Origin of the sequence: Castellaniella sp., from assembly GCF_049671645.1 — a bacterium.
GTDB lineage: Bacteria > Pseudomonadota > Gammaproteobacteria > Burkholderiales > Burkholderiaceae_B > Castellaniella.
The window spans coordinates 45741-63774 of record NZ_JBATVG010000007.1; the positions used below are offsets into that span (position 1 = coordinate 45741).

14 protein-coding genes are annotated in these 18034 nt (G+C 66.1%); 9 read left to right on the top strand and 5 right to left on the bottom strand.

The genetic code is table 11. The features are described from left to right. Positions 1-146 precede the first annotated feature (146 nt). Entirely contained in the window at positions 147-1769 is a 1623-nt protein-coding gene (locus WBG56_RS01585) for a methyl-accepting chemotaxis protein (protein ID WP_424264796.1), read from the bottom strand. 236 nt (positions 1770-2005) lie between these two features. Between WBG56_RS01585 and WBG56_RS01590 the strand changes: the two genes are divergently transcribed. From WBG56_RS01590 to WBG56_RS01600, 3 genes are read left to right on the top strand one after another with little or no spacing between them, the layout of a single operon-like run. Next, complete coding sequence (locus WBG56_RS01590; protein ID WP_424264797.1) at positions 2006-2908, top strand: substrate-binding periplasmic protein; 903 nt, start codon at positions 2006-2008, stop codon at positions 2906-2908. Between the two features lie 16 nt (positions 2909-2924). Continuing rightward, the gene (locus WBG56_RS01595) at positions 2925-5966 is read left to right on the top strand and encodes a response regulator (protein WP_424264798.1); all 3042 of its coding nucleotides are present in this window, start codon (positions 2925-2927) and stop codon (positions 5964-5966) included. Then, on the top strand, positions 5963-8200 hold the full coding sequence (locus WBG56_RS01600; RefSeq protein ID WP_424264799.1) for a GGDEF/EAL domain-containing response regulator: 2238 nt from the start codon (positions 5963-5965) through the stop codon (positions 8198-8200). The genes WBG56_RS01595 and WBG56_RS01600 overlap by 4 nt, the downstream gene beginning before the upstream one ends. A 25-nt stretch (positions 8201-8225) precedes the next feature. Here the strand turns inward: WBG56_RS01600 and WBG56_RS01605 are convergent, their stop codons facing one another. Genes WBG56_RS01605 through WBG56_RS01615 form a run of 3 tightly spaced genes read right to left on the bottom strand, consistent with a single transcriptional unit; the run spans position 8226 to position 11343 of the window. Further along, entirely contained in the window at positions 8226-9197 is a 972-nt protein-coding gene (locus WBG56_RS01605; protein ID WP_424264800.1) for an ABC transporter permease, read from the bottom strand. Beyond that, positions 9194-10162: an ABC transporter ATP-binding protein gene (locus WBG56_RS01610; protein WP_424264801.1), complete on the bottom strand. Its 969-nt coding sequence runs from the start codon at positions 10160-10162 to the stop codon at positions 9194-9196. The genes WBG56_RS01605 and WBG56_RS01610 overlap by 4 nt, the downstream gene beginning before the upstream one ends. 11 nt (positions 10163-10173) lie before the next feature. Beyond that, positions 10174-11343: an NEW3 domain-containing protein gene (locus tag WBG56_RS01615; RefSeq protein WP_424264802.1), complete on the bottom strand. Its 1170-nt coding sequence runs from the start codon at positions 11341-11343 to the stop codon at positions 10174-10176. A 279-nt stretch (positions 11344-11622) separates the two neighbouring features. On the opposite strand from WBG56_RS01615, the gene WBG56_RS01620 reads away from it, so the two are divergent. The 6 genes from WBG56_RS01620 to WBG56_RS01645 all read left to right on the top strand — a co-directional run bounded on the left by WBG56_RS01620 (position 11623) and on the right by WBG56_RS01645 (position 17597). Beyond that, positions 11623-12399 carry a TonB family protein gene (locus tag WBG56_RS01620; RefSeq protein ID WP_424264803.1) on the top strand — a complete coding sequence of 259 codons (777 nt, stop codon included), beginning with the start codon at positions 11623-11625 and terminating at the stop codon, positions 12397-12399. Positions 12400-12429: 30 nt separating this feature from the next. Continuing rightward, positions 12430-13338 carry a MotA/TolQ/ExbB proton channel family protein gene (locus tag WBG56_RS01625; RefSeq protein WP_424264940.1) on the top strand — a complete coding sequence of 303 codons (909 nt, stop codon included), beginning with the start codon at positions 12430-12432 and terminating at the stop codon, positions 13336-13338. Between the two features lie 2 nt (positions 13339-13340). Further along, on the top strand, positions 13341-13793 hold the full coding sequence (locus tag WBG56_RS01630; protein WP_424264804.1) for an ExbD/TolR family protein: 453 nt from the start codon (positions 13341-13343) through the stop codon (positions 13791-13793). Positions 13794-13915: 122 nt separating this feature from the next. Continuing rightward, positions 13916-14587, top strand: coding sequence for a response regulator (locus WBG56_RS01635; RefSeq protein WP_424264805.1), 672 nt, complete (start codon positions 13916-13918; stop codon positions 14585-14587). A 61-nt stretch (positions 14588-14648) separates the two neighbouring features. Then, complete coding sequence (locus WBG56_RS01640; protein WP_424264941.1) at positions 14649-15707, top strand: sensor histidine kinase; 1059 nt, start codon at positions 14649-14651, stop codon at positions 15705-15707. A 3-nt stretch (positions 15708-15710) separates the two neighbouring features. After that, positions 15711-17597: a potassium transporter Kup gene (locus WBG56_RS01645; protein ID WP_424264806.1), complete on the top strand. Its 1887-nt coding sequence runs from the start codon at positions 15711-15713 to the stop codon at positions 17595-17597. A 4-nt stretch (positions 17598-17601) separates the two neighbouring features. On the opposite strand, the gene WBG56_RS01650 is transcribed toward WBG56_RS01645, so the two are convergent. Beyond that, entirely contained in the window at positions 17602-18000 is a 399-nt protein-coding gene (locus tag WBG56_RS01650) for a hypothetical protein (RefSeq protein WP_424264807.1), read from the bottom strand. Positions 18001-18034 lie beyond the last annotated feature (34 nt).

An 18034-nucleotide genomic window follows, 5' to 3' on the forward strand; every position in this document is an offset into this window, starting at 1 on the left:
TTAGGGTAGAGTGGCGGGTCCCACTGAAACATTGGGCCCGCCGCTTTAAAAAGCGAAACCCGCATGAATCGTTGATTCTGCGGGTTTCGCTTTTGGCGCTGCCGTTGCTGCTTCGGCGGCGATGGCGCGGCCGAAGCCGCGCGGCGTTACTGCGCCAGCAACAGCTGGGCGGACCGCCCGCTGATGGCGGCCATCGCCGGCCGGGTCGTGGCGCCGTCGACCGGGGCGGTGTTCTCGTCGTCCAGCGCGAAGGTCGCCACCAGATCGGCCAGGGTGTCCGCCTGATGATGCAGGCTGGAGGCGGCCGCGGCGGATGCTTCCACCAGGCTGGCGTTCTGGCGGGTGACGCTATCCATCTGCGTCATGGCCGAATTGATTTCCTCGATGCCTGTGGTCTGCTCGCGGCTGGCGGCGCTGATCTCACCCATGATGCCGGTGACGCGGTGGATGCTGTCCACGATGTCCCGCATGATGGCGCCGGCGCGGGACGCCTGCTCGTTGCCCTTGGCCGTGGCTTCGACGGACGTGTCGATCAGGGATTTGATTTCCTTGGCGGCCCCGGCCGATCGTTGGGCCAGGGCGCGGACTTCGGCGGCCACCACGGCGAAGCCCCGGCCCTGTTCGCCTGCGCGGGCGGCTTCCACGGCCGCATTCAAGGCCAGGATATTGGTCTGGAAGGCGATGGAATCGATGACGCCGACGATATCGGCGACCTGATGGGACTTGCCGTTGATTTCCCCCATGGTGCCGACCAGCTCGGTCACGATGGCGCCGCCGTCGGTGGCGGTCCGGGCGGCGGATTCGGCCAGCGAGTTGGCCTGCTGGGCGTTGTCGGCGCTTTGACGCACGGTGGCGGTGATCTGTTCCATGGTGGCGGCGGTTTCAGCCAGGGAACCGGCCTGCTGTTCGGTGCGCGATGACAGGTCCAGGTTGCCTTCCGTGATTTGCGCGGAGGCTGCCGCAATTGCGTTGGAACTGCCGCGCACATCGGTCACGGCCTGGCGCAGATTATCGGTCATGGCGCCCAACGCCGTCAGCAACTGGCCGATTTCGTCGCGGCCCTGCGCCCGGATCCGTACCGTCAATTGGCGTTGCGCCACCGTGCCCGCCAGATCGACGGCATGGCGCAGCGGCCGGACGATGGAGCGGGTGACGCGCCAGGCGAACAGCGGCGTCAGGATCAGGGCCAGCAAGGTCGCGATGGCCAGGACGGCCAGCCCCAATTGGCTGGATCGGGCGCTCTGGTCGAACAGTTGCTGCACGGAATCGTACTGGCGTTGCGACAATTGATCGATCCGGGCCAGGTGGCCCGCTATCATCTTCGGCAACTGCTGATTGAAGAAGGCATCGGCTTCCCCATAGTTGCCGCCGTCCAGATCCTTGAAGGCCTGGTTGCGGCTTTTCAGATAGGCGGTCCGGTCCTGCACCGCTTGCCGCAGCAGGGCGGCGGCGTCGGGGCTGTTCAGCATGTCGGCCAGTTGCAGGCTGATTTTCTGCGTCTGTTCGTCGGACGCAGCAATCGAAACCTTCAGCGTGCGCAGCGTGTCCGGGTCCGCAGCCAGCGTGGCCTGCGTCTGATTGGCATTGATGCTGATCTGGCGGGAGAGTTGCTGCAGCAGATCGCTGGTCTGCAGGCGGTTGTTCAGTTCCTGGTTGTCCTGTTGCGAATCCAGGATGCGCCAGGCGCCGATGCCCGACAGGATCAGCAGCAGGATCACCACGAAGCTGAAGCTCAGGCTCAGCCGGGTACTGATTTTCAGATTGCGCATGGCGGGGTCTCGTGGAGGCAAGGGCCGGGCTATGTTAATGGAGATGCGCCGGATTGTGATCCTGCAACACCATCTTTCTGATATACCAGAATGTTATGAGGCCAGGATGGCGCGGCCGATCGGGTGATACTTTGATACATGTCCTATGCTATTCTGAGGTCGTCCTCAAGTGTGGACTGACATCTGACGAGCAGGTGGCGTCCCGCGATTGCAGGGGAACCAGGATGGAGCGCTGTGTGACGATCGGAGGGTCGTGGGTCAAGTACGGGGTGACACCGATGCGTGTGGCGCAGGGCCTGTTGTGCGCCTTGCTGTGCGTCTGCGCGTTGGGGCAGGCGATTGCGCAGGGTCCTGTCAGGACGCTGACTTATTTTCCGGTGGGCCCCATCTACGAATATCGCTGGAAGGTGCTTGAATTGGCGCTGGATCACGTTCGCAAGGCCGAAGGGGTTGCGATCGAGCTGCAGCCCTACGACGAAAAAGTCACACAGAATCGGGGCATCCATCTGCTGCAAAGCGGTGCGATCGATGTCATTGCCCTGGGGACCGACCCCGAACGCGAAGTGGCGATGCGGCCGATCCGGATCGATATTTCCCGCGGGATCGTCGGCTACCGGGTGTTTCTGATTTCCGAGCCTGACCAGGACCGCATTGCGCGGATGGACGACGATGCGTTCAGGAAGCAACTGACCTTTGGCCTGAGCAGCCAGTGGGCGGACGTGCCCGTCATGCGGGCCAACGGCTACACGGTTGTTACGGCAACGGAATACGACCGCCTCTTTCCCATGCTGGCCGCCCATCGCTTCGATGCCCTGCCCCGGGGAATCGGCGAGGCCGGCATCGAACTGAAGGCTCAGCGCCAGACCTATCCGCAGCTGGCCATCGAAAACACCCGCGCCCTGTTTTTCCCCTATCCCATCTATTTCTGGGTCAGCCTCGATGATGTGAAATTGGCCGGGCAGATCGAACGGGGCCTGGATGCCGCGCTGGCCGATGGCTCGTTCCAGCGGTTGTTCCAGACTTATCATGCCTCGGTGATCAAGGATCTGAAACGTTCCACGCGCCGGGTCATCCGCCTCGACAATCCCTTGTTGTCCGCCGATGCGGCGGAAATCGATACCCGATGGTGGTGGCGCTGATGTGGATGCGGCTTGAATGAAGACGACGTCGACTCTGTCCAGGCGCCTGTTGCGGTCGATGCTGCCGTGGTACCTGCTGGCCATCATCGGTCTGGTGGCGGTGCAGTTGACCATACAGTACGTCAGCATCAGCCGGGCGGTGTCCAGCGATCTGGCCTCGCTGGGCCGCACCATCGAGCCGACGGTGACGGACGCGGTCTGGGAACTGGATCGCGGGCAGTTGCTCAAGGCATTGGACAGCGTGCGGCAGAATGCGATCATCAGCGGCGTGCAGGTCGTCTCCTCTGATGGCGATGTCCTGGCCGAGCGCAACTGGCCGCGCTCGGCCGCCGACATGAGCCGCTCCATCCTGTTCGTGAGCGGACATAGCGTCGTCGTGCCGCTGCATCATCCCTCGGCGGAGGGCGATATGCAGATGATCGGCACACTGGACCTCTACACCGCCCCTTCCGTGATCTGGGACAGGATCAAGTACAGCTTTGTGATCGTGCTGCTGAATTTCATCGTTCTCAGCGGCATTCTGTGGCTGCTCTTCGTCTGGGCGATCCGCAGCCGGCTCTCGAAGACGCTGGCCTCTGTCGTGTCGGTCGTCAAAAGCTGGCGTTTCGATGGCGACGGCGTCCAGGCCGCGCCGCTGTCATATCCGTATGCCGACGAACTGGGCGAACTGGTGGACGCCTTGCGCGACAGCCGCCTGCGGCTGTCGGCCTCGATGCGCGAGCTCGAGGAATTCAACCAGACGCTGGAATCGAAAGTCGAGGTCCGCACGCGGGAACTGCAGCAGGCCAAGGAAACCGCCGAGGACGCCACACGTGTGAAGTCCGACTTCCTGGCCACCATGAGCCATGAAATCCGCACGCCGATGAATGCCATTCTGGGGATGCTGTATCTGGCGCTCAAGGAAGACATGTCCCCCAATCTGCACAATCGGCTGGCCAAGGCCCAGGGCGCGGCGCAGTCGCTGCTGGGCATCATCAACGACGTGCTGGATTTTTCCAAGCTGGAAGCCGGCAAGCTGGTGGTCGAGCAGGTTGAGTTCGAACTCGAAACGGTGCTGGAACGCCTCGTGGACGCCGTCGGCCTGCAGGCCGAGGCCAAGGGCGTCGAGTTCCTGATCCGGCACGACCCCGCCATCCCGACATTGCTGGTGGGCGACCCGCTGCGCCTGGGCCAGGTGCTGCTCAATCTGTGCGGCAATGCGGTCAAGTTCACGGAACAGGGCGAAGTCGAATTGGCGCTGCTGTGCCAGGAGCAGGATGCGAGCGGCGTCACGATCCGGGTCTGCGTGCGCGATACCGGCATCGGCATGTCGCCCGACCAGACCCAGGCGCTGTTCCAGAAATTCACCCAGGCCGATCAATCCATGACGCGCCGCTACGGCGGCACGGGGCTGGGCCTGGCGATTTGTAAAAGCCTGGCGGAACTGATGGGCGGGCGCCTGTGGGTGGACTCCTCCCTGCCGGGACGGGGCACGGTGATGTGCTTTACCGTGCGGCTGGCCGTGGCCCGGCAGGCGCAGGATTCCCAGCGCCAGTTGCTGGAGCGCATCGGGGCGCGGCTGCAGGGTTGGCGGGTGCTGGTCGTGGATGACAATCCCGTGTCGGTGGAAATCCTGTCCGAGATGCTGAGGTTCTTCCAGCTTGACGTCAGCACTGCCAGCCATGGGGCGCAGGCCCTGACCATGCTGCGGCAAGCCAGCGGCAGGCCCTACGATCTGGTCTTGATGGACTGGCGCATGCCCGGCATGAATGGCGACGAGGTGGCCGGGCGCATCCAGACGGATCCCGCCATCGCTCACCAGCCCAAGATCGTGATGGTGACCGCCTACGGCAGTGAGGACGTCATGCGCCGGGCGGCTCAGACCGGCATGGACGGTTTCCTGATCAAACCGGTCTCGCCTTCGTCGCTGCTGGATACGATGCTGTCCGTGCTGGGCCGGGGCCGCTTGATGCCGGATCTCTATGGCGGACAAGCCGCGCCGGACAGGCTGGCCGGCGATACGGGGCTGGCGGGCGCCCGGATACTGCTGGTCGAGGACAATGACATCAATCGCGAATTCGCCGTGGAACTGCTGCGCGGCGAAGGCATATCGGTCGACGAGGCCGTCGACGGGCGCGAGGCGGTGGACCGGGTTCAGCGCAAGCACTATGACGCGGTGCTGATGGATATCCAGATGCCCGTCATGGATGGCCTGCAGGCGGCGCGGCGCATCCGTCGCCTGGGGCAGGCGGCGGGCGGGGCGCGTCTTGCCGAACTGCCCATCATCGCCATGACGGCATTGGCGATGGCCTCGGATGCGCAGGCCAGCCAGGATGCGGGCATGAACGATCATGTCACCAAGCCGATCGATCCGGACCATCTGCTGGCGACGCTCATCCGATGGGTGAAAGTGCCGGCTGACCGGGCCGGAGGTCCGGTGGCGTTGCCGGCAGAAAGCGAGCCAAGCCGTTTGCCCGACGATCTGCTGGCTCTGGCGCATCTGGATGCCGCCGACGGCGTGCGCCGCATCGGCGGGCGGGCGCAATCGTATCGCAAGCAATTGCGGCGCTTTCGGGCGCAATACGAGGGCGCCATCGCGCAGATGCGGAACCACTTGGCGCAGGAAGGCGTGGGCGCGGCCGAGGCGCATTGTCATATGCTCAAGGGCGTGGCCGGCAACATCGGCGCGCGCGCGCTGTTTGCCTGCGTGTCGCAGATCGATGCCCGGCTCAAACAGGGCCTGCCCCCCGATGATGCTTCGCTGGACCAGGCGGAAGCCCTGCTGCGGGACGTGCTGGCCGACATCGATTCCCTGCCCGAGGACGATGCTTCCGCAGGGCTGCCTGCCGCTCCGTTGTCATCCGCTGCCGTGCACGGCCTGCTGGCGCGCTTGCGGCAAGCGATCGAATCCGACCTCGGGGCCGCCGAAGCGCTGCTCGATGAACTACGCCAGGGGGCGGCGGGCACGCCGCTCCTGAGCCATCTCGAGGACATCGCCGAGCGGGTGGACCGCTTCGACCTGGATGCCGCCCTGGCGCTGATCGAGAAAATTCCTGTTCCGCCGGAGCGCGCCACGTGAACCTGCCTCTTCCCTCGTCCGGCGCGCCGCTGGGCGCCGCCGACCGTCCCCGGTTGCTGATCGTCGATGATGCGGCCGTCAACCTGCATATGCTGGTCGGCGTGTTTCGGGAAGACTACGCCATCTCCGCGGCCACCAGCGGGCGCAAGGCCATCGAGATGGCTGGCCGCGAACCGCGTCCCGACCTGATCCTGCTCGACATCCAGATGCCGGACATGGATGGCTACGAAGTGCTGACGGCCCTGAAAGCGGATGCGGCGACGTCGGATATCCCGGTGATCTTCGTGACCGCGCTGGCCGAGGCGGCGGACGCCGCGCGCGGCCTGCTGATGGGGGCGGCGGACTACGTCACCAAGCCCATCAATCCGGAATTGTTCAAGACCCGCGTCCGCAACCAGCTCGAGCTGGCCCGGTACCGGCGGATGCCGTCGGCATTCGACATCCTGCCGCAGGCGGCGCAGGCGCAGGCTGCGACCCTGCTGGTGGTCGATGACGTGCCTGAGAACATCCATGAACTGCTGGCGGCCCTGCGCGACGAGTTCCGCATCCAGGTGGCCAGCGACGGCGCCCGGGCGCTGGAGATCGTCCAGGGGACGGCGCCCCCCGATCTGGTGCTGCTCGACATCCAGATGCCGGGCATGGACGGCTATGAGGTCTGTCGGCGCATCAAGTCCGCGCCATCGGGCCGGCACATGCCGGTGATGTTCGTCACCGTGATCGACGACACGCAGGACAAGCTGCGGGGCTTCGCCCTGGGCGCGGCGGATTACGTCACCAAGCCTTTCGATATCGAGGAGGTCCGTGCGCGGGTGCGGGCCCACCTGGAATTGGCGCGTCTGCGCCGCTTCCTGGAGGACCTGGTGGCGCAGCGCACGGCCATGCTACAGGTCAGCGAGGAAAAATACCGGATACTGACCCATCGCGACCCCTTGACCGGGCTGCCGAACCGGGTCCTGTTCGCGGAATTGCTGGCGCATGCCATCCAGATGGCCGGCTACGGTTCGGGGCGCTTCGCCTTGCTGTGCCTGGATCTGGATAAATTCGCCGCGATCAACGAAACCCAGGGGCATGGGCAGGGCGACCGGGTGCTGGTGCAGGTGGCCCAGCGCTTGCGCGGCCTGCTCTCGGAACACGATGCCCTGGCCCGGGTCGGCGGCGACGAGTTCTATCTGATCCTGGACCGGGATCAGGGGGAACAGGGCACGGATCTGGCCGCGCAGCGTCTGCTCGATGCCCTGGCCGTCCCATTCGAAGTCGATGGCCGGGAGATCTACGTCAGCGCCGGTATCGGCGTGGCCTTGTATCCCGAGGACGGCGAGACGGCGGAAGTCCTGCTGAGCCGCGCGGATGCGACGCTGCACCAGGCCAAGGTGGATGGGCGGGGCAGCCTGCGATTCTTTTCGCCCGAGATCATGCTGCGCGCCCAGGAGCGCCTGTCGCTGGAGGCCGAACTGCGCCGCGCGCTGGAGCAGGGGGAATTCCGGGTGCATTATCAGCCGCAGTTTCACCTGGGGCAGCGGGCGGTCACGGGGCTGGAAGCCCTGGTGCGCTGGCAGCATCCGCAGCGCGGCCTGATCGCGCCGGGGGAATTCATTTCCCTGGCCGAGGAAAGCGGCCTGATCGTGCCGCTGGGCCACTGGGTGCTGCAGGAAGTCGGGCGTCAATTGCGGCAATGGCGCGACGAAGGCCGGGCGCCCGGCTATGTCGCAGTCAATCTGTGCGCCCTGCAGCTGGATTGCGACGGTTTCGCCGAATCCGTGCAGGCCGTGCTGCAGGCCAACGGACTGGAGCCCGAGCGCCTGGAGCTGGAAATCACCGAAAGCTGCCTGATGGCCGACCGTGTCCGCGCCAGCGCGGCGCTGGAAACCCTGCGCCGCCTGGGCGTGCGCCTGTCCATCGACGACTTCGGCACGGGCTATTCATCCATGTCCTATCTGCAGCATCTGAAGGTGCATCGACTGAAGATCGATATGTCCTTCATCCGGGACCTGGAAACCAACCCCAGCAATGTCTCGATCGTCACGGCCATCATCGCCCTGGGCCACAGCCTGGGGCTGGACATCGTCGCCGAAGGGGTCGAGACCCCGCAGCAGCTGGATCATCTGCGGCGCCTGGGCTGCGATCTGATCCAGGGCTACCTGGTCGGCCGGCCGGTGCCTTCGCCGCAGGCGCTGGACCTGCAGTTCGGGGCCGGCCATCCCATGGCGGCGATCATGGGCGGCCCGGGCGCCTGAGCGCGCCGGATGCGGGCTTGCGCGTCTACGCCCGCACCTCCTGACGCTGGAACACCACGTACCCTGCCGTGAACAGCAGCATCACCGCCGCGATCAAACCGGTGAATTGCGGCCAGACGATGGCCAGACTTTCGGACAGGGGCAGGGGGCTGCCCAGCAGGGCGCCCTGGATCTGCGACAGGAACACCGGCCCCAGTGCGCGGGTGGCGGGGCTCAACAGTGTGATGGCGGTGTCGCTGAACAAGGTGGCGGGCGATAGATGCAGCAGGCCCTGTTGCCAGGCGACGGTCCGCAGGTCCATGCCGCCGCTCATGACGGTGGCCAGGTCCGGCGGGGCGATGGCCTGAGCCAGGGCGGGGGCCAGCATTGGCCACAGCAGGGCGCAGAACAGCCACAAGCCCAGGGCCACCAGGGCCGAGGTGGAGGCGGAGCGGAACAGGACGGAACACAGCATGGCCACGGCCAGCCAGACGCCGGCGTAGGCCAGGGCGGCGATCAGGAAGGCTAGCGAACGCACGACCTCCTCCGCCCCGGGAGGCACGCCCAGCAGGATCAGGCCGGCCCCCATCACCAGCAGCCACAGGCTGACCAGGCAGACGGCCAGGGCGGTCAGGCCCGCCAGGAACTTGCCCATCAGCAGCGCGTCGCGGTAGATGGGCTGCGACAGGATGCGGCTGAGCGTGCGGCGGCTGTATTCGCCGTTGACGGCGTCGAACCCCAGGCCGATGGCGACCAGCGGGATCAGGAATCCCAGCAGGGCGGCAAAAGAGGGCAGGGGGGCCTGGGCGTCGGTGAACAGGCGCAGGAAGACGAAAGGGTCGGACGAAGTCGTCTGGCGGATGCCCTGGATGGCGCCGTACAGGGCGGCGGCGGCCGTCAGGACGACCAGCCATTCCAGCAGGCGCATGCGGGCGCTGCCCAAGTGGTCGGCCAGTTCCTTGGACAACACGGCGCCCAGGCCGTGCCAGGGGGAGCCCATGCGGGAAGTGCGATTCATGTCGAGGAGTCCTGAGAGAAGGTCTGCCGGTAGATGCGATCCAGGCTGGGCGTGTCCACCGCCAGGTCGCGCAGCCGGGCGCCCGCCAGTACCGCGGCCTGGGCTGCCTGGGCGCGGACGTCGCTTTCCGCTTGCAGGATGTAGTGGCCCCCGGGTTCGGCGCGCACCTGGCCCACGCCCGGCACGGCGCCCAGGGCCGCGCTGAGGTCAGGGCCGTCGGCGTGGATGTGGACTTCATGGCTGTGGCCGCCCAGCACCTGACGGGCCAGGGATTGGACCGGCCCCATCAGCGCGATGCGCCCGGCGTTGAACAGGGCGACGCGGTCGCAGATGCGCTGCATCTGGTCCAGCAGGTGCGACGACAGCAGCACGGTGACGCCATCGTCGCGCAGGGACTCGATCATCTGCAGAAAGGATTCCGTGGATTGCGGATCCAGGCCGGACGTGGGTTCGTCCAGGATGGCGATGGCGGCTTGCTTCAGTAGGATTTCGGCCAGGCCCAGGCGGCGGCGCATGCCGTGGGAAAACGTGCCCACGCGCTGGTCGATTCGATCCGCCAGCCGGACGCGCTCCAGGGCGGCTGCGATGCGCGCGTCCCGTTCATCGGCGGGAACGCCCAGCAAGCGGGCCGTGTAGCGCAGGTTGTCGCGAGCGCTCAGGTGGTCGTAGAACCCGACCGAATCGGGCATGTAGCCGATCTGGCGCTTGACGGCCAGGGGGTTGCGCCAGGGGTCTTCCCCCAGCACGCGGACCTGGCCGCGCGTGGCCTCGGTCAGGCCCAGCAGCATCAGGATGGTGGTGGTCTTGCCGGCCCCGTTGGGGCCCAGCAGGCCGAAGACCTCGCCTCGCTGAACCTGGAAATTGAGGGACTGGACCACGGTGCGGCTGCCGTAGTCCTTGCCCAGTCCCTGGGCGGCGATGGCGGGCAAGTCCTCGTCCGGGATTCGGGAAGCGGTCCGGTTCATGGCGGACCTGCTCAGCGGCGGCCGTACCGGGCCACGGCGCCGATCAGCACCAGCAGGGCCACGGCAATCAGGATGGCGCCGCTGACCCCCCACAGACCGGAGGTCGTGACCGAGACGCGCAGGTCGCCGTCGGCGGACTGGCCCGCCGACTTCGCGTGCAGCTTGACCATATAGTCGCCGGCCAGCGACTGCGCCGAAGGCGTGATCACGGCCTGGACCTCGACGGTCTTGCCCGGATCCAGCTGGGCGACGCGCTCCGGCTTGAATTCGATCTTCCAGCCGGAGGGCGCCGTGCCGGCCAGCGTGATGTCCTGGGCGGCGGCCGTGCCGTCGTTATGCAATTCCAGCGGGACGTTGCTGGCGCTGCCGATCTGGGCGCCGGCGCTCATCAGTCCGTCCCGGCCGGACAGGTTCAGCGAGGGCTGTCCGGTGATGTCCAGCTTCAGGCGGGTGCTGGCCTGGGCGCCGTCGGCGGCGACCTTGACCTGGATGTCGTGTTCGCCGGACGTCGCCGTCACGGGCGGGCGCACGTGCAGCTTGACGTTCTTGGACTCACCCGCCTTGATGGGCACGGCGCTGATCTGCTGGGTGCCATAGCCCTCCGTGAACGAGGTGTCGAAGTATTGGGGCGCGCTGGCCGCCAGGCTGGCCAGCACGTCCTGGCCGCTATCGTTCTTGATGGTCAACTGGTAGTCGAAGGCCGTGTGGGCCGAGCCGGTCAACTGCGGCAGGTCCGGCTGCACCGACAATTGGGCGGGCAGTTGCTTGGCCAGGGTGATGTCCAGCGGCAGGCTCAGGTGGCGCTGGCTGTTGTCGGCATGAACGGTGATGACGCCGTGCGCCGTGGCATCGCTTTTCGGAATATCCAGGCGCAGTTTCAGCATCAGGGTCTGGTCGCTGCCGGGCATGGCGGAAGCCACCGGCCGCCCGTCGCCCAGCAGCGTGGCCGTCCAGTCCTTGGGCACGCCGTCCAGCGACAGGGCCAGGCGTTCCGGGGGGCTGGCCTGGTTGCTCAGGTTCAGGGACACGGTGGAGGTCTCGCCGGCCTTCAGCGTCAGGGCCGGGTAGTCGGTGGACAGATAGATGCCGGCGGGCGGCGCGTCGGCGGCCAGGGCCGCTGTCTGGAGGCTGAGGGCGCACAGCGCGCCGGCGCATAGGGCAAGGATTCTGGGCATCATCATGTGCTGGCCTTGTGAGTGAGTCCTTGAAAAGACCGGAAACAGCCGCAGCAAGTTTCAATAAAAATGTATGTCTTTGTGTCTCTTTTGGTGGGGGACGCGACTTATCTCAGTAAAATCATTGGCTTGTCATAAGGATATTTTTTGATGGAATCGCGGGGCGGCGGGCGCCGGCGCGATCGGCGCGCAGATTCTGTAATTAGCATTGAGAATCGTTTTCATTCCTGCTAAGATCCCGCTTTCACTGTTGTCATTTCCAGCTTCATGGGTTCGGGTGCTTCCTTGCGTTTTCCCTGGTTGAAGGCCGCCGCCGCCGTGGCGGCGCTTGGTTTGCATGCCGCCGTGCTGGCCATGATTCTGTCGGCGCCTGTGGCTCAGGTCGCTTTGGGGCAGCCCGATGCGCTGGACGTGCAGTTCGTGGAATTGGGGCCGGCGGCCGACCCGGCGCCTGCGGCGCCGCCCGCCGCCGAATTGCCCGATATCCCCGAACCGGAACCGATGGTCGAGCCCGACCCCGAACCCGTGATCGAGCCGATCCCGGAACCCGAGCCTGTCGTCGACGAGCCTGAGCCGGACGCCATCACGGAAGCTCCGCCGCCCAAGCCGGTCGTCAAACCCAAACCGAAAGCCCAGCCCAAACCCAAGCCCAAACCGCAGCCCAGGCCCAAGCCGGCGCGTGAAACGCCGCCGGCGGCTACGTCGGCGACACAGACCCCGGCCGGCGGCGCCCCGCAGGCCGCCCAGGCGCGCGGCGAGGCTCAAGCGGTGGACCCGGATCGTCCGCGCACCATCGGCCGCGTGGATTACCTGGGTCGACGCCCCAGCCCGGCCTATCCGCGCCTGTCGCAGCGGCGCGGCGAACAGGGGCGGGTGGTCCTGCGGGTGCTGATTTCGCCGCAGGGGCAGGTGGCCCACGTCAAGGTGCAGCATTCCTCCGGCTATGCGCGGCTGGACGAGGCCGCCGTTCAGGCCATGCAGCAGGCGCGGTTTCGCCCTTATACGGAAAACGGCATCGCCTACAAGGCGCTGGTGGACATTCCCTTTGATTTCGTTTTATAGGTCTTGGACCGACAGGAGTTCCAGAACATGATGATCGATCTGATCGGCGGCGCCGCGCTGGCGCTGGCCCAGGCGGTAGGGCCGGATGCGGCCCAGGCAGCCGTCGCCACGGCGCAGGCTGCCGCACCCGCCGCCGCGGCCATCGGCGCGGCCGGCCAGGCCGCCGCTGCATTGCCGGCGGCCGACTTGGCCGTCAGCGGCCAGGGCGTGATGCATTTCATCGGGCAAAGCGATGCCGTGGGCAAGTCCCTGTTCGGTTTCCTGCTGCTGATGTCTCTGGCCAGTTGGTATCTGATCCTGGCCAAGGGCTTCACGCATCTGCGCATCCGCCAGCGTTCCAGGAAATTCCTGGCGGAATTCTGGGCGGCCAGTTCGCTGGAACAGGTGGAAAATGAAATCGCCACGCATGGGGCGGAGGAACCGTTCGCCCATCTGGCCAGCCATGCCATCCATGCGCAGAAGCATCATGCCAAATACGGGGCGCTGAAACTGGAGGAAAGCGGTTCGACGGCGGCCTTCGTCACGCGCACCATCCGCAAAGTCATCGACGAGGAAACCGCCCGGCTTGAAAATGGCCTGACGGTGCTGGCCTCGGTGGGCTCGACCGCTCCTTTCGTGGGGTTGTTCGGCACGGTCTGGGGGGTGTATCACGCGCTGCTCAGCATCGGCATGGCGGACGGCGTGACGATCAACCGCATCGCCGGGCCGGTGGGCGAGGCCCTGATCATGACCGGCCTGGGCCTGGCGGTCGCCATCCCGGCGGTGCTGGCCTACAACGCCTTCGTGCGTCTGAATCGCGTCTACCTGGCGCAACTGGACGCCTTTGCCCATGATCTGTTCACGTTCCTGACGACAGGCCAGCAGGTCGCCGACGGCGCGCATGAACGGCACGAGCGCCATGGCCGCCACATCAGCCTGGCCAGCAGCCGGGAGGCCTGATCATGGCCTTCGGCAGCTTCGATTCCAAGGGGCCGGGCACGACCATGTCCGAAATCAATATGGTGCCGCTGATCGACGTGATGCTGGTGCTGCTGGTGATCTTCATCATCACCGCGCCTTTGCTCAGCCATTCGATCCGCATCAATGTGCCACAGGTCACGGCGCAGCCGGTGGAGCAGCAGCCCAAGGTCGTCGACCTGGCCATCGACCCCAGCGGCGCGGTGTTCTGGAACGAGCAACCCGTGGCCCTGGATGATCTGGAGTCCCGGTTCGCGGCGGAATCCGGCGCAGACCCCCAGCCCGAAGTGCGCATCCGCGCCGACGTCGAGACCCGCTATGGTGAATTGGCGCAGATCATGGGGGCCGCGCGGCGGGCCGGCATGAAACGCCTGGGATTCGTGACGCAGCCGGCCGCGCCGTCCGGGACTCGGGAGGCGCCTGCGGCCGCGCACTGAGGCGGCAGGCGTTCGGCGAGCGCCCGCGGCCCCGGAAACACTGTGTTCATGCACCTGTCAGTTATGTAACGACTCCCCTTCACAGGTGACGTGCAGTGACGCGTTCAGGCTAGAATCACCCCATGCGAGTTCTAGTCATCGAAGACGACACCACCCTGGGCCATGCGCTCCAGGAATTTCTCAGCGGCCAAGGCTACGCTGTGGACTGGCTGCAGTCCGGCGACCGGGTCGAGGGCGCCGTGGTCGGCCAAGCCTACGATCTGCTGTTGCTGGATCTGAATCTGCCGGGCCTCAGCGGCCTGGAGGTCCTGCAGCGCCTGCGGGCGGGCGGATCCCAGATTCCCGTGCTGATCCTGACGGCCCGCGACGGCCTGGACGATCGTGTGGCGGGGCTGGATGCCGGGGCTGACGACTACGTGACCAAGCCCTTCGAACTGCCCGAGCTGGCGGCCCGGGTCCGCGCGTTGGCCCGTCGGCACGCCGGTCAGGCGCAGACCGTTCTGGAATGCGGACCGCTGGCCTTTGATACCGTGGGCCGGCAGATTCGCGTCAGCGGCAAGCGCCTGGCCTTGTCCGTGCGCGAATTATCGGTGCTGGAAATGCTGATGGCCCGCCCGGGGCGGGTCGTCACCAAACAGCAGATCGTCAATTCCCTGTCGGCCTGGGATGCCGATTTCAGTGAAAATGCGGTCGAGGTCTATGTCTATCGCCTGCGCAAGCGCCTGGACGGAACCGGGGCCAGCATCCAGACGGTACGCGGCTTTGGCTATCTGCTCGACGTCGAAAGTGCCTAATTCATCCGCAGGCTCCGACCCCCGCCGGGATCTCCAGGCGCTGGGTCTGTTCGAGCGCCTGATGCCCCAGGACTCCCTGGCCCGCAAATTGGTGCGCCGGCTGCTGCCGGCTTTCTTCATTCTGGTCGCCATCGATTTGCTGGCCACCTGGTTCATGACCGGCGTCATCCGTCCCCAGCCCTGGCTGTTGCGCGATCTGTTCTGGGTGATGCTGCTGACCCAGGGGTTGCTGGTGGTGCTGTTCGTCTGGGTGCTGATCTCCGGCATCCGGCTCGAACTGACGTCCATCAACCAATTGGCCGATCAGATCCGCCAGCGCTCCATCGAAGACCTGCAGCCCCTGGATCTGGCCGGTCTGCCCAGCGAGGTGGCGCCCCTGGTGCTGCATTTCAACGACCTGCTGGTGCGTCTGGACGATTCCGTGCAGGCGCAACGCCGCTTCATCGGCCATGCCGCCCATCAGTTGCGCACCCCCTTGGCGGGCCTGAAGCTGGAATCCGAACTGATGCTGGGGCAGGATCTGCCCGATGAGATCCGCACGCGGGCCGATCGCATCAAGTCCGTGACGGACCATATGATCCGCATGGGCCAGCAGTTGCTGGTGCTGGCCCGCGCCGATCATGCCGCCCGCCCCCAGGACAGCTTCGTGCGCCTGGATCTCTGCGAGTGGATGCGCCGGGCGGGCTCCGATTGGCTGGATCGCGCGCGCGGACAATCGGTGGAATTGCAGCTGTCGGCCCCGGACGCCCCCGTCTGGGTGGACGGCGACCCCGTCCTGCTGGGCGAATTGCTGGGCAACCTGATCGACAACGCCTTGCGCTACGGCCAGGGCGCGCGGCTGATTCAATTGCGGGTCATCAGCAATCCCCCCTCATTTTCGGTCGAGGACGACGGTTCGGGGATCGGCGCCGACGATCTGGAGCGCGTCTTCGAAGCATTCTACCGGGCTGCGGACGCGGGGCCCGGCGGTTCCGGCCTGGGCCTGGCCATTGTTCGGGAGATCGCCCGCGCGCATGGGGCCTGGTGGAAGGTCATCAGCCGCCCCGCGTTCGCGGGCACCCGGATCACCCTGATTTTTCCCGGGCCTTGGCGAGGGGCCTGTCTGACGCGGGCAGAATAAATCATGAGCACTCAGAAATCATCGGACTCGCGCAGCCCGCAGGCGGCGCTGCTGATCGGCGCCCTGGGCGTCGTCTATGGCGACATCGGCACCAGCCCCCTGTACACCATCAAGGTCGCCCTGTCTGGGACAGGCACGCCGGACGTCGAACATATCCTGGGCATGCTGTCGATCCTGTTCTGGATGTTGATCCTGGTGGCGTCGCTGAAATACGTGACCTGCATTCTGCGGGCCGACAACCGGGGCGAGGGCGGCACGCTGGCGCTGATGGAGCTGGCCATGCGCGGGCGCCCCGGGCGCACCCGCTGGCGGCTGGCGATTCTAGGGTTGATGGGGGCGGCGCTGTTCTACGGCGACAGCATGATCACCCCGGCCATTTCGGTGCTGTCGGCCGTCGAAGGGATCGGGATTGTGTCGCACAGGCTGGATTCCTGGGTAGTGCCGATTGCCGTGGTGGTCCTCCTGGCGCTGTTCATGGTGCAGTCGCGCGGCACGGGCACGGTGGGCCGCTTGTTCGGCCCGGTGATGCTGGTCTGGTTCCTGGTGCTGGGGATTCTGGGGGGCTGGCGCGTGGCCGAGCAACCCCAGGTGCTGCAGGCCATCAATCCGATCTGGGCGCTGCGCTTCATCGGGGATGCGCCCTGGGAAACCTTTCTGGCGCTGGGCGCCCTGGTGCTGGCCTTGACCGGGGCCGAGGCCCTGTATGCCGATATGGGCCATTTCGGCGGCCCCACGATCCGGCGGGCCTGGTTTTCCCTGGTGCTCCCGGCCCTGGTGCTGTGCTATTTCGGCCAAGGGGCCTTGTTGCTGAGCGATCCGTCGGCGATTCGCAACCCCTTTTTCCTGCTGGCGCCGGAATGGGGGCTGATACCGCTGGTCGGGCTGGCGACCGTCGCCACGGTCATCGCCTCGCAATCGGTGATTTCCGGGGCGTTCTCCGTGACCCGGCAGGCGGTGCAACTGGGCTATTGGCCGCGCATGGTGATCCAGCATACGTCGGCCCGGGAAGAAGGCCAGATCTATCTGCCGCGCGTCAACTGGCTGCTGCTGCTGGCGGTGCTGGCGCTGACCTTGGCATTCCAGTCATCGGATAGCCTGGCCCATGCCTACGGTTTTGCCGTCACGGGCACGATGCTGATGACTTCGCTGCTGGCCTTCGCCGTGTTGCCGCGCGCCTCGCGCGGGCTGCGGCGGGCCGCCTGGCTGGCGCTCATCACCTTGTTCCTGCTGATCGATATCCTGCTGTTCACGTCCAATACCCTGAAGCTGCATGAGGGCGGTTGGCTGCCGCTGGTGGTGGGGATCGCGCTGCTGACGCTGATGGTGACGTGGAAGCAGGGTCGCCAGCGCATTCACGACACCCTGGCCGGTGATCATCAGCCGCTGGTCAACTTCATGGAATCCCTGGAGGCGTATCCGCCGACCCGGGTGCCGGGGACGGCTGTCTTCATGAGCATGATCGTCGGCACGGTGCCGCCGGCGCTTCTACACAATTTGAAACACAATAAGGTGCTCCACGAACAGGCCTTGTTTCTGACCATCGAGGTGGCGGATGAGCCTTATGTGCCGTTCGGTGAACGGGTGCGGATCGAGCGGGTCAGCCGCAGCAGCTGGCAGGCGGTGGCCCGTTGGGGATTCAAGCAGGAACCCAACGTGCCTCAGGTGGTGGAGCAGATCGCCCAGGAAGCGCCCGAACTGAATCTGGAGCCGATGCAGACTTCTTATTTTCTGTCGCGCCAGACCGTCATCGTGGTGCGGCGCCTGCCCTGGCACCAGAGCTGGCGCCGTCATCTGTTCGCTTTCATGGCGCGCAATGCCAGCCGCACCACCCGGTTCTACAAGATTCCGCCCAACCGGGTGGTGGAAATGGGCATGCAGATGGAACTGTGACCGATCACGAACCGGTCGCGGCCGGGATGGTGATGGTGGTTTCGCGCAGGACGCCGCCGGACTGGACCGAGCCTTGCGTGCGGGTGTTGGCGCTGTCCATCAGCGTCGTGCAATCCTGGCGCTGATCGGCGGGCAGGCTGTCGCAGCGCTGGGTGCGGTTGCTGCTTTCCGTCTGCATGGACGGGCTGGTCAGCTTGTCTTGCCGGGCTGCTTGCGCGGCGGCGCCGGCTTCGCGCAGGCAGGCCTGCTTGTCGATGCCGGGTGTGCTGTTGCAGCGGGCCACATCCTGTTGGTATTGGGTTTGGGGACCGGCGGCCTGGGCGCCGGGGGCCAGTAGCGCGATGCCGCCCAGACCGACGGCCAGCAGGCTGGCCCGCAGAGATTTCTGTAATGCGTGACGCATGATCGAGCACTCCTTCTTGAATCCCGGGCGCTAT

What these genes read in the sequence shown, in the direction of transcription:
- WBG56_RS01585 (WP_424264796.1), bottom strand. Translation starts at nt 1,769, where the DNA reads ATGCGCAATCTGAAAATCAGTACCCGGCTGAGCCTGAGCTTCAGCTTC.
- WBG56_RS01595 (WP_424264798.1), top strand. Translation starts at nt 2,925, where the DNA reads ATGAAGACGACGTCGACTCTGTCCAGGCGCCTGTTGCGGTCGATGCTG.
- WBG56_RS01605 (WP_424264800.1), bottom strand. Translation starts at nt 9,197, where the DNA reads ATGAATCGCACTTCCCGCATGGGCTCCCCCTGGCACGGCCTGGGCGCC.
- WBG56_RS01610 (WP_424264801.1), bottom strand. Translation starts at nt 10,162, where the DNA reads ATGAACCGGACCGCTTCCCGAATCCCGGACGAGGACTTGCCCGCCATC.
- WBG56_RS01615 (WP_424264802.1), bottom strand. Translation starts at nt 11,343, where the DNA reads ATGATGATGCCCAGAATCCTTGCCCTATGCGCCGGCGCGCTGTGCGCC.
- WBG56_RS01625 (WP_424264940.1), top strand. Translation starts at nt 12,430, where the DNA reads ATGATCGATCTGATCGGCGGCGCCGCGCTGGCGCTGGCCCAGGCGGTA.
- WBG56_RS01630 (WP_424264804.1), top strand. Translation starts at nt 13,341, where the DNA reads ATGGCCTTCGGCAGCTTCGATTCCAAGGGGCCGGGCACGACCATGTCC.
- WBG56_RS01635 (WP_424264805.1), top strand. Translation starts at nt 13,916, where the DNA reads ATGCGAGTTCTAGTCATCGAAGACGACACCACCCTGGGCCATGCGCTC.
- WBG56_RS01640 (WP_424264941.1), top strand. Translation starts at nt 14,649, where the DNA reads ATGCCCCAGGACTCCCTGGCCCGCAAATTGGTGCGCCGGCTGCTGCCG.
- WBG56_RS01645 (WP_424264806.1), top strand. Translation starts at nt 15,711, where the DNA reads ATGAGCACTCAGAAATCATCGGACTCGCGCAGCCCGCAGGCGGCGCTG.
- WBG56_RS01650 (WP_424264807.1), bottom strand. Translation starts at nt 18,000, where the DNA reads ATGCGTCACGCATTACAGAAATCTCTGCGGGCCAGCCTGCTGGCCGTC.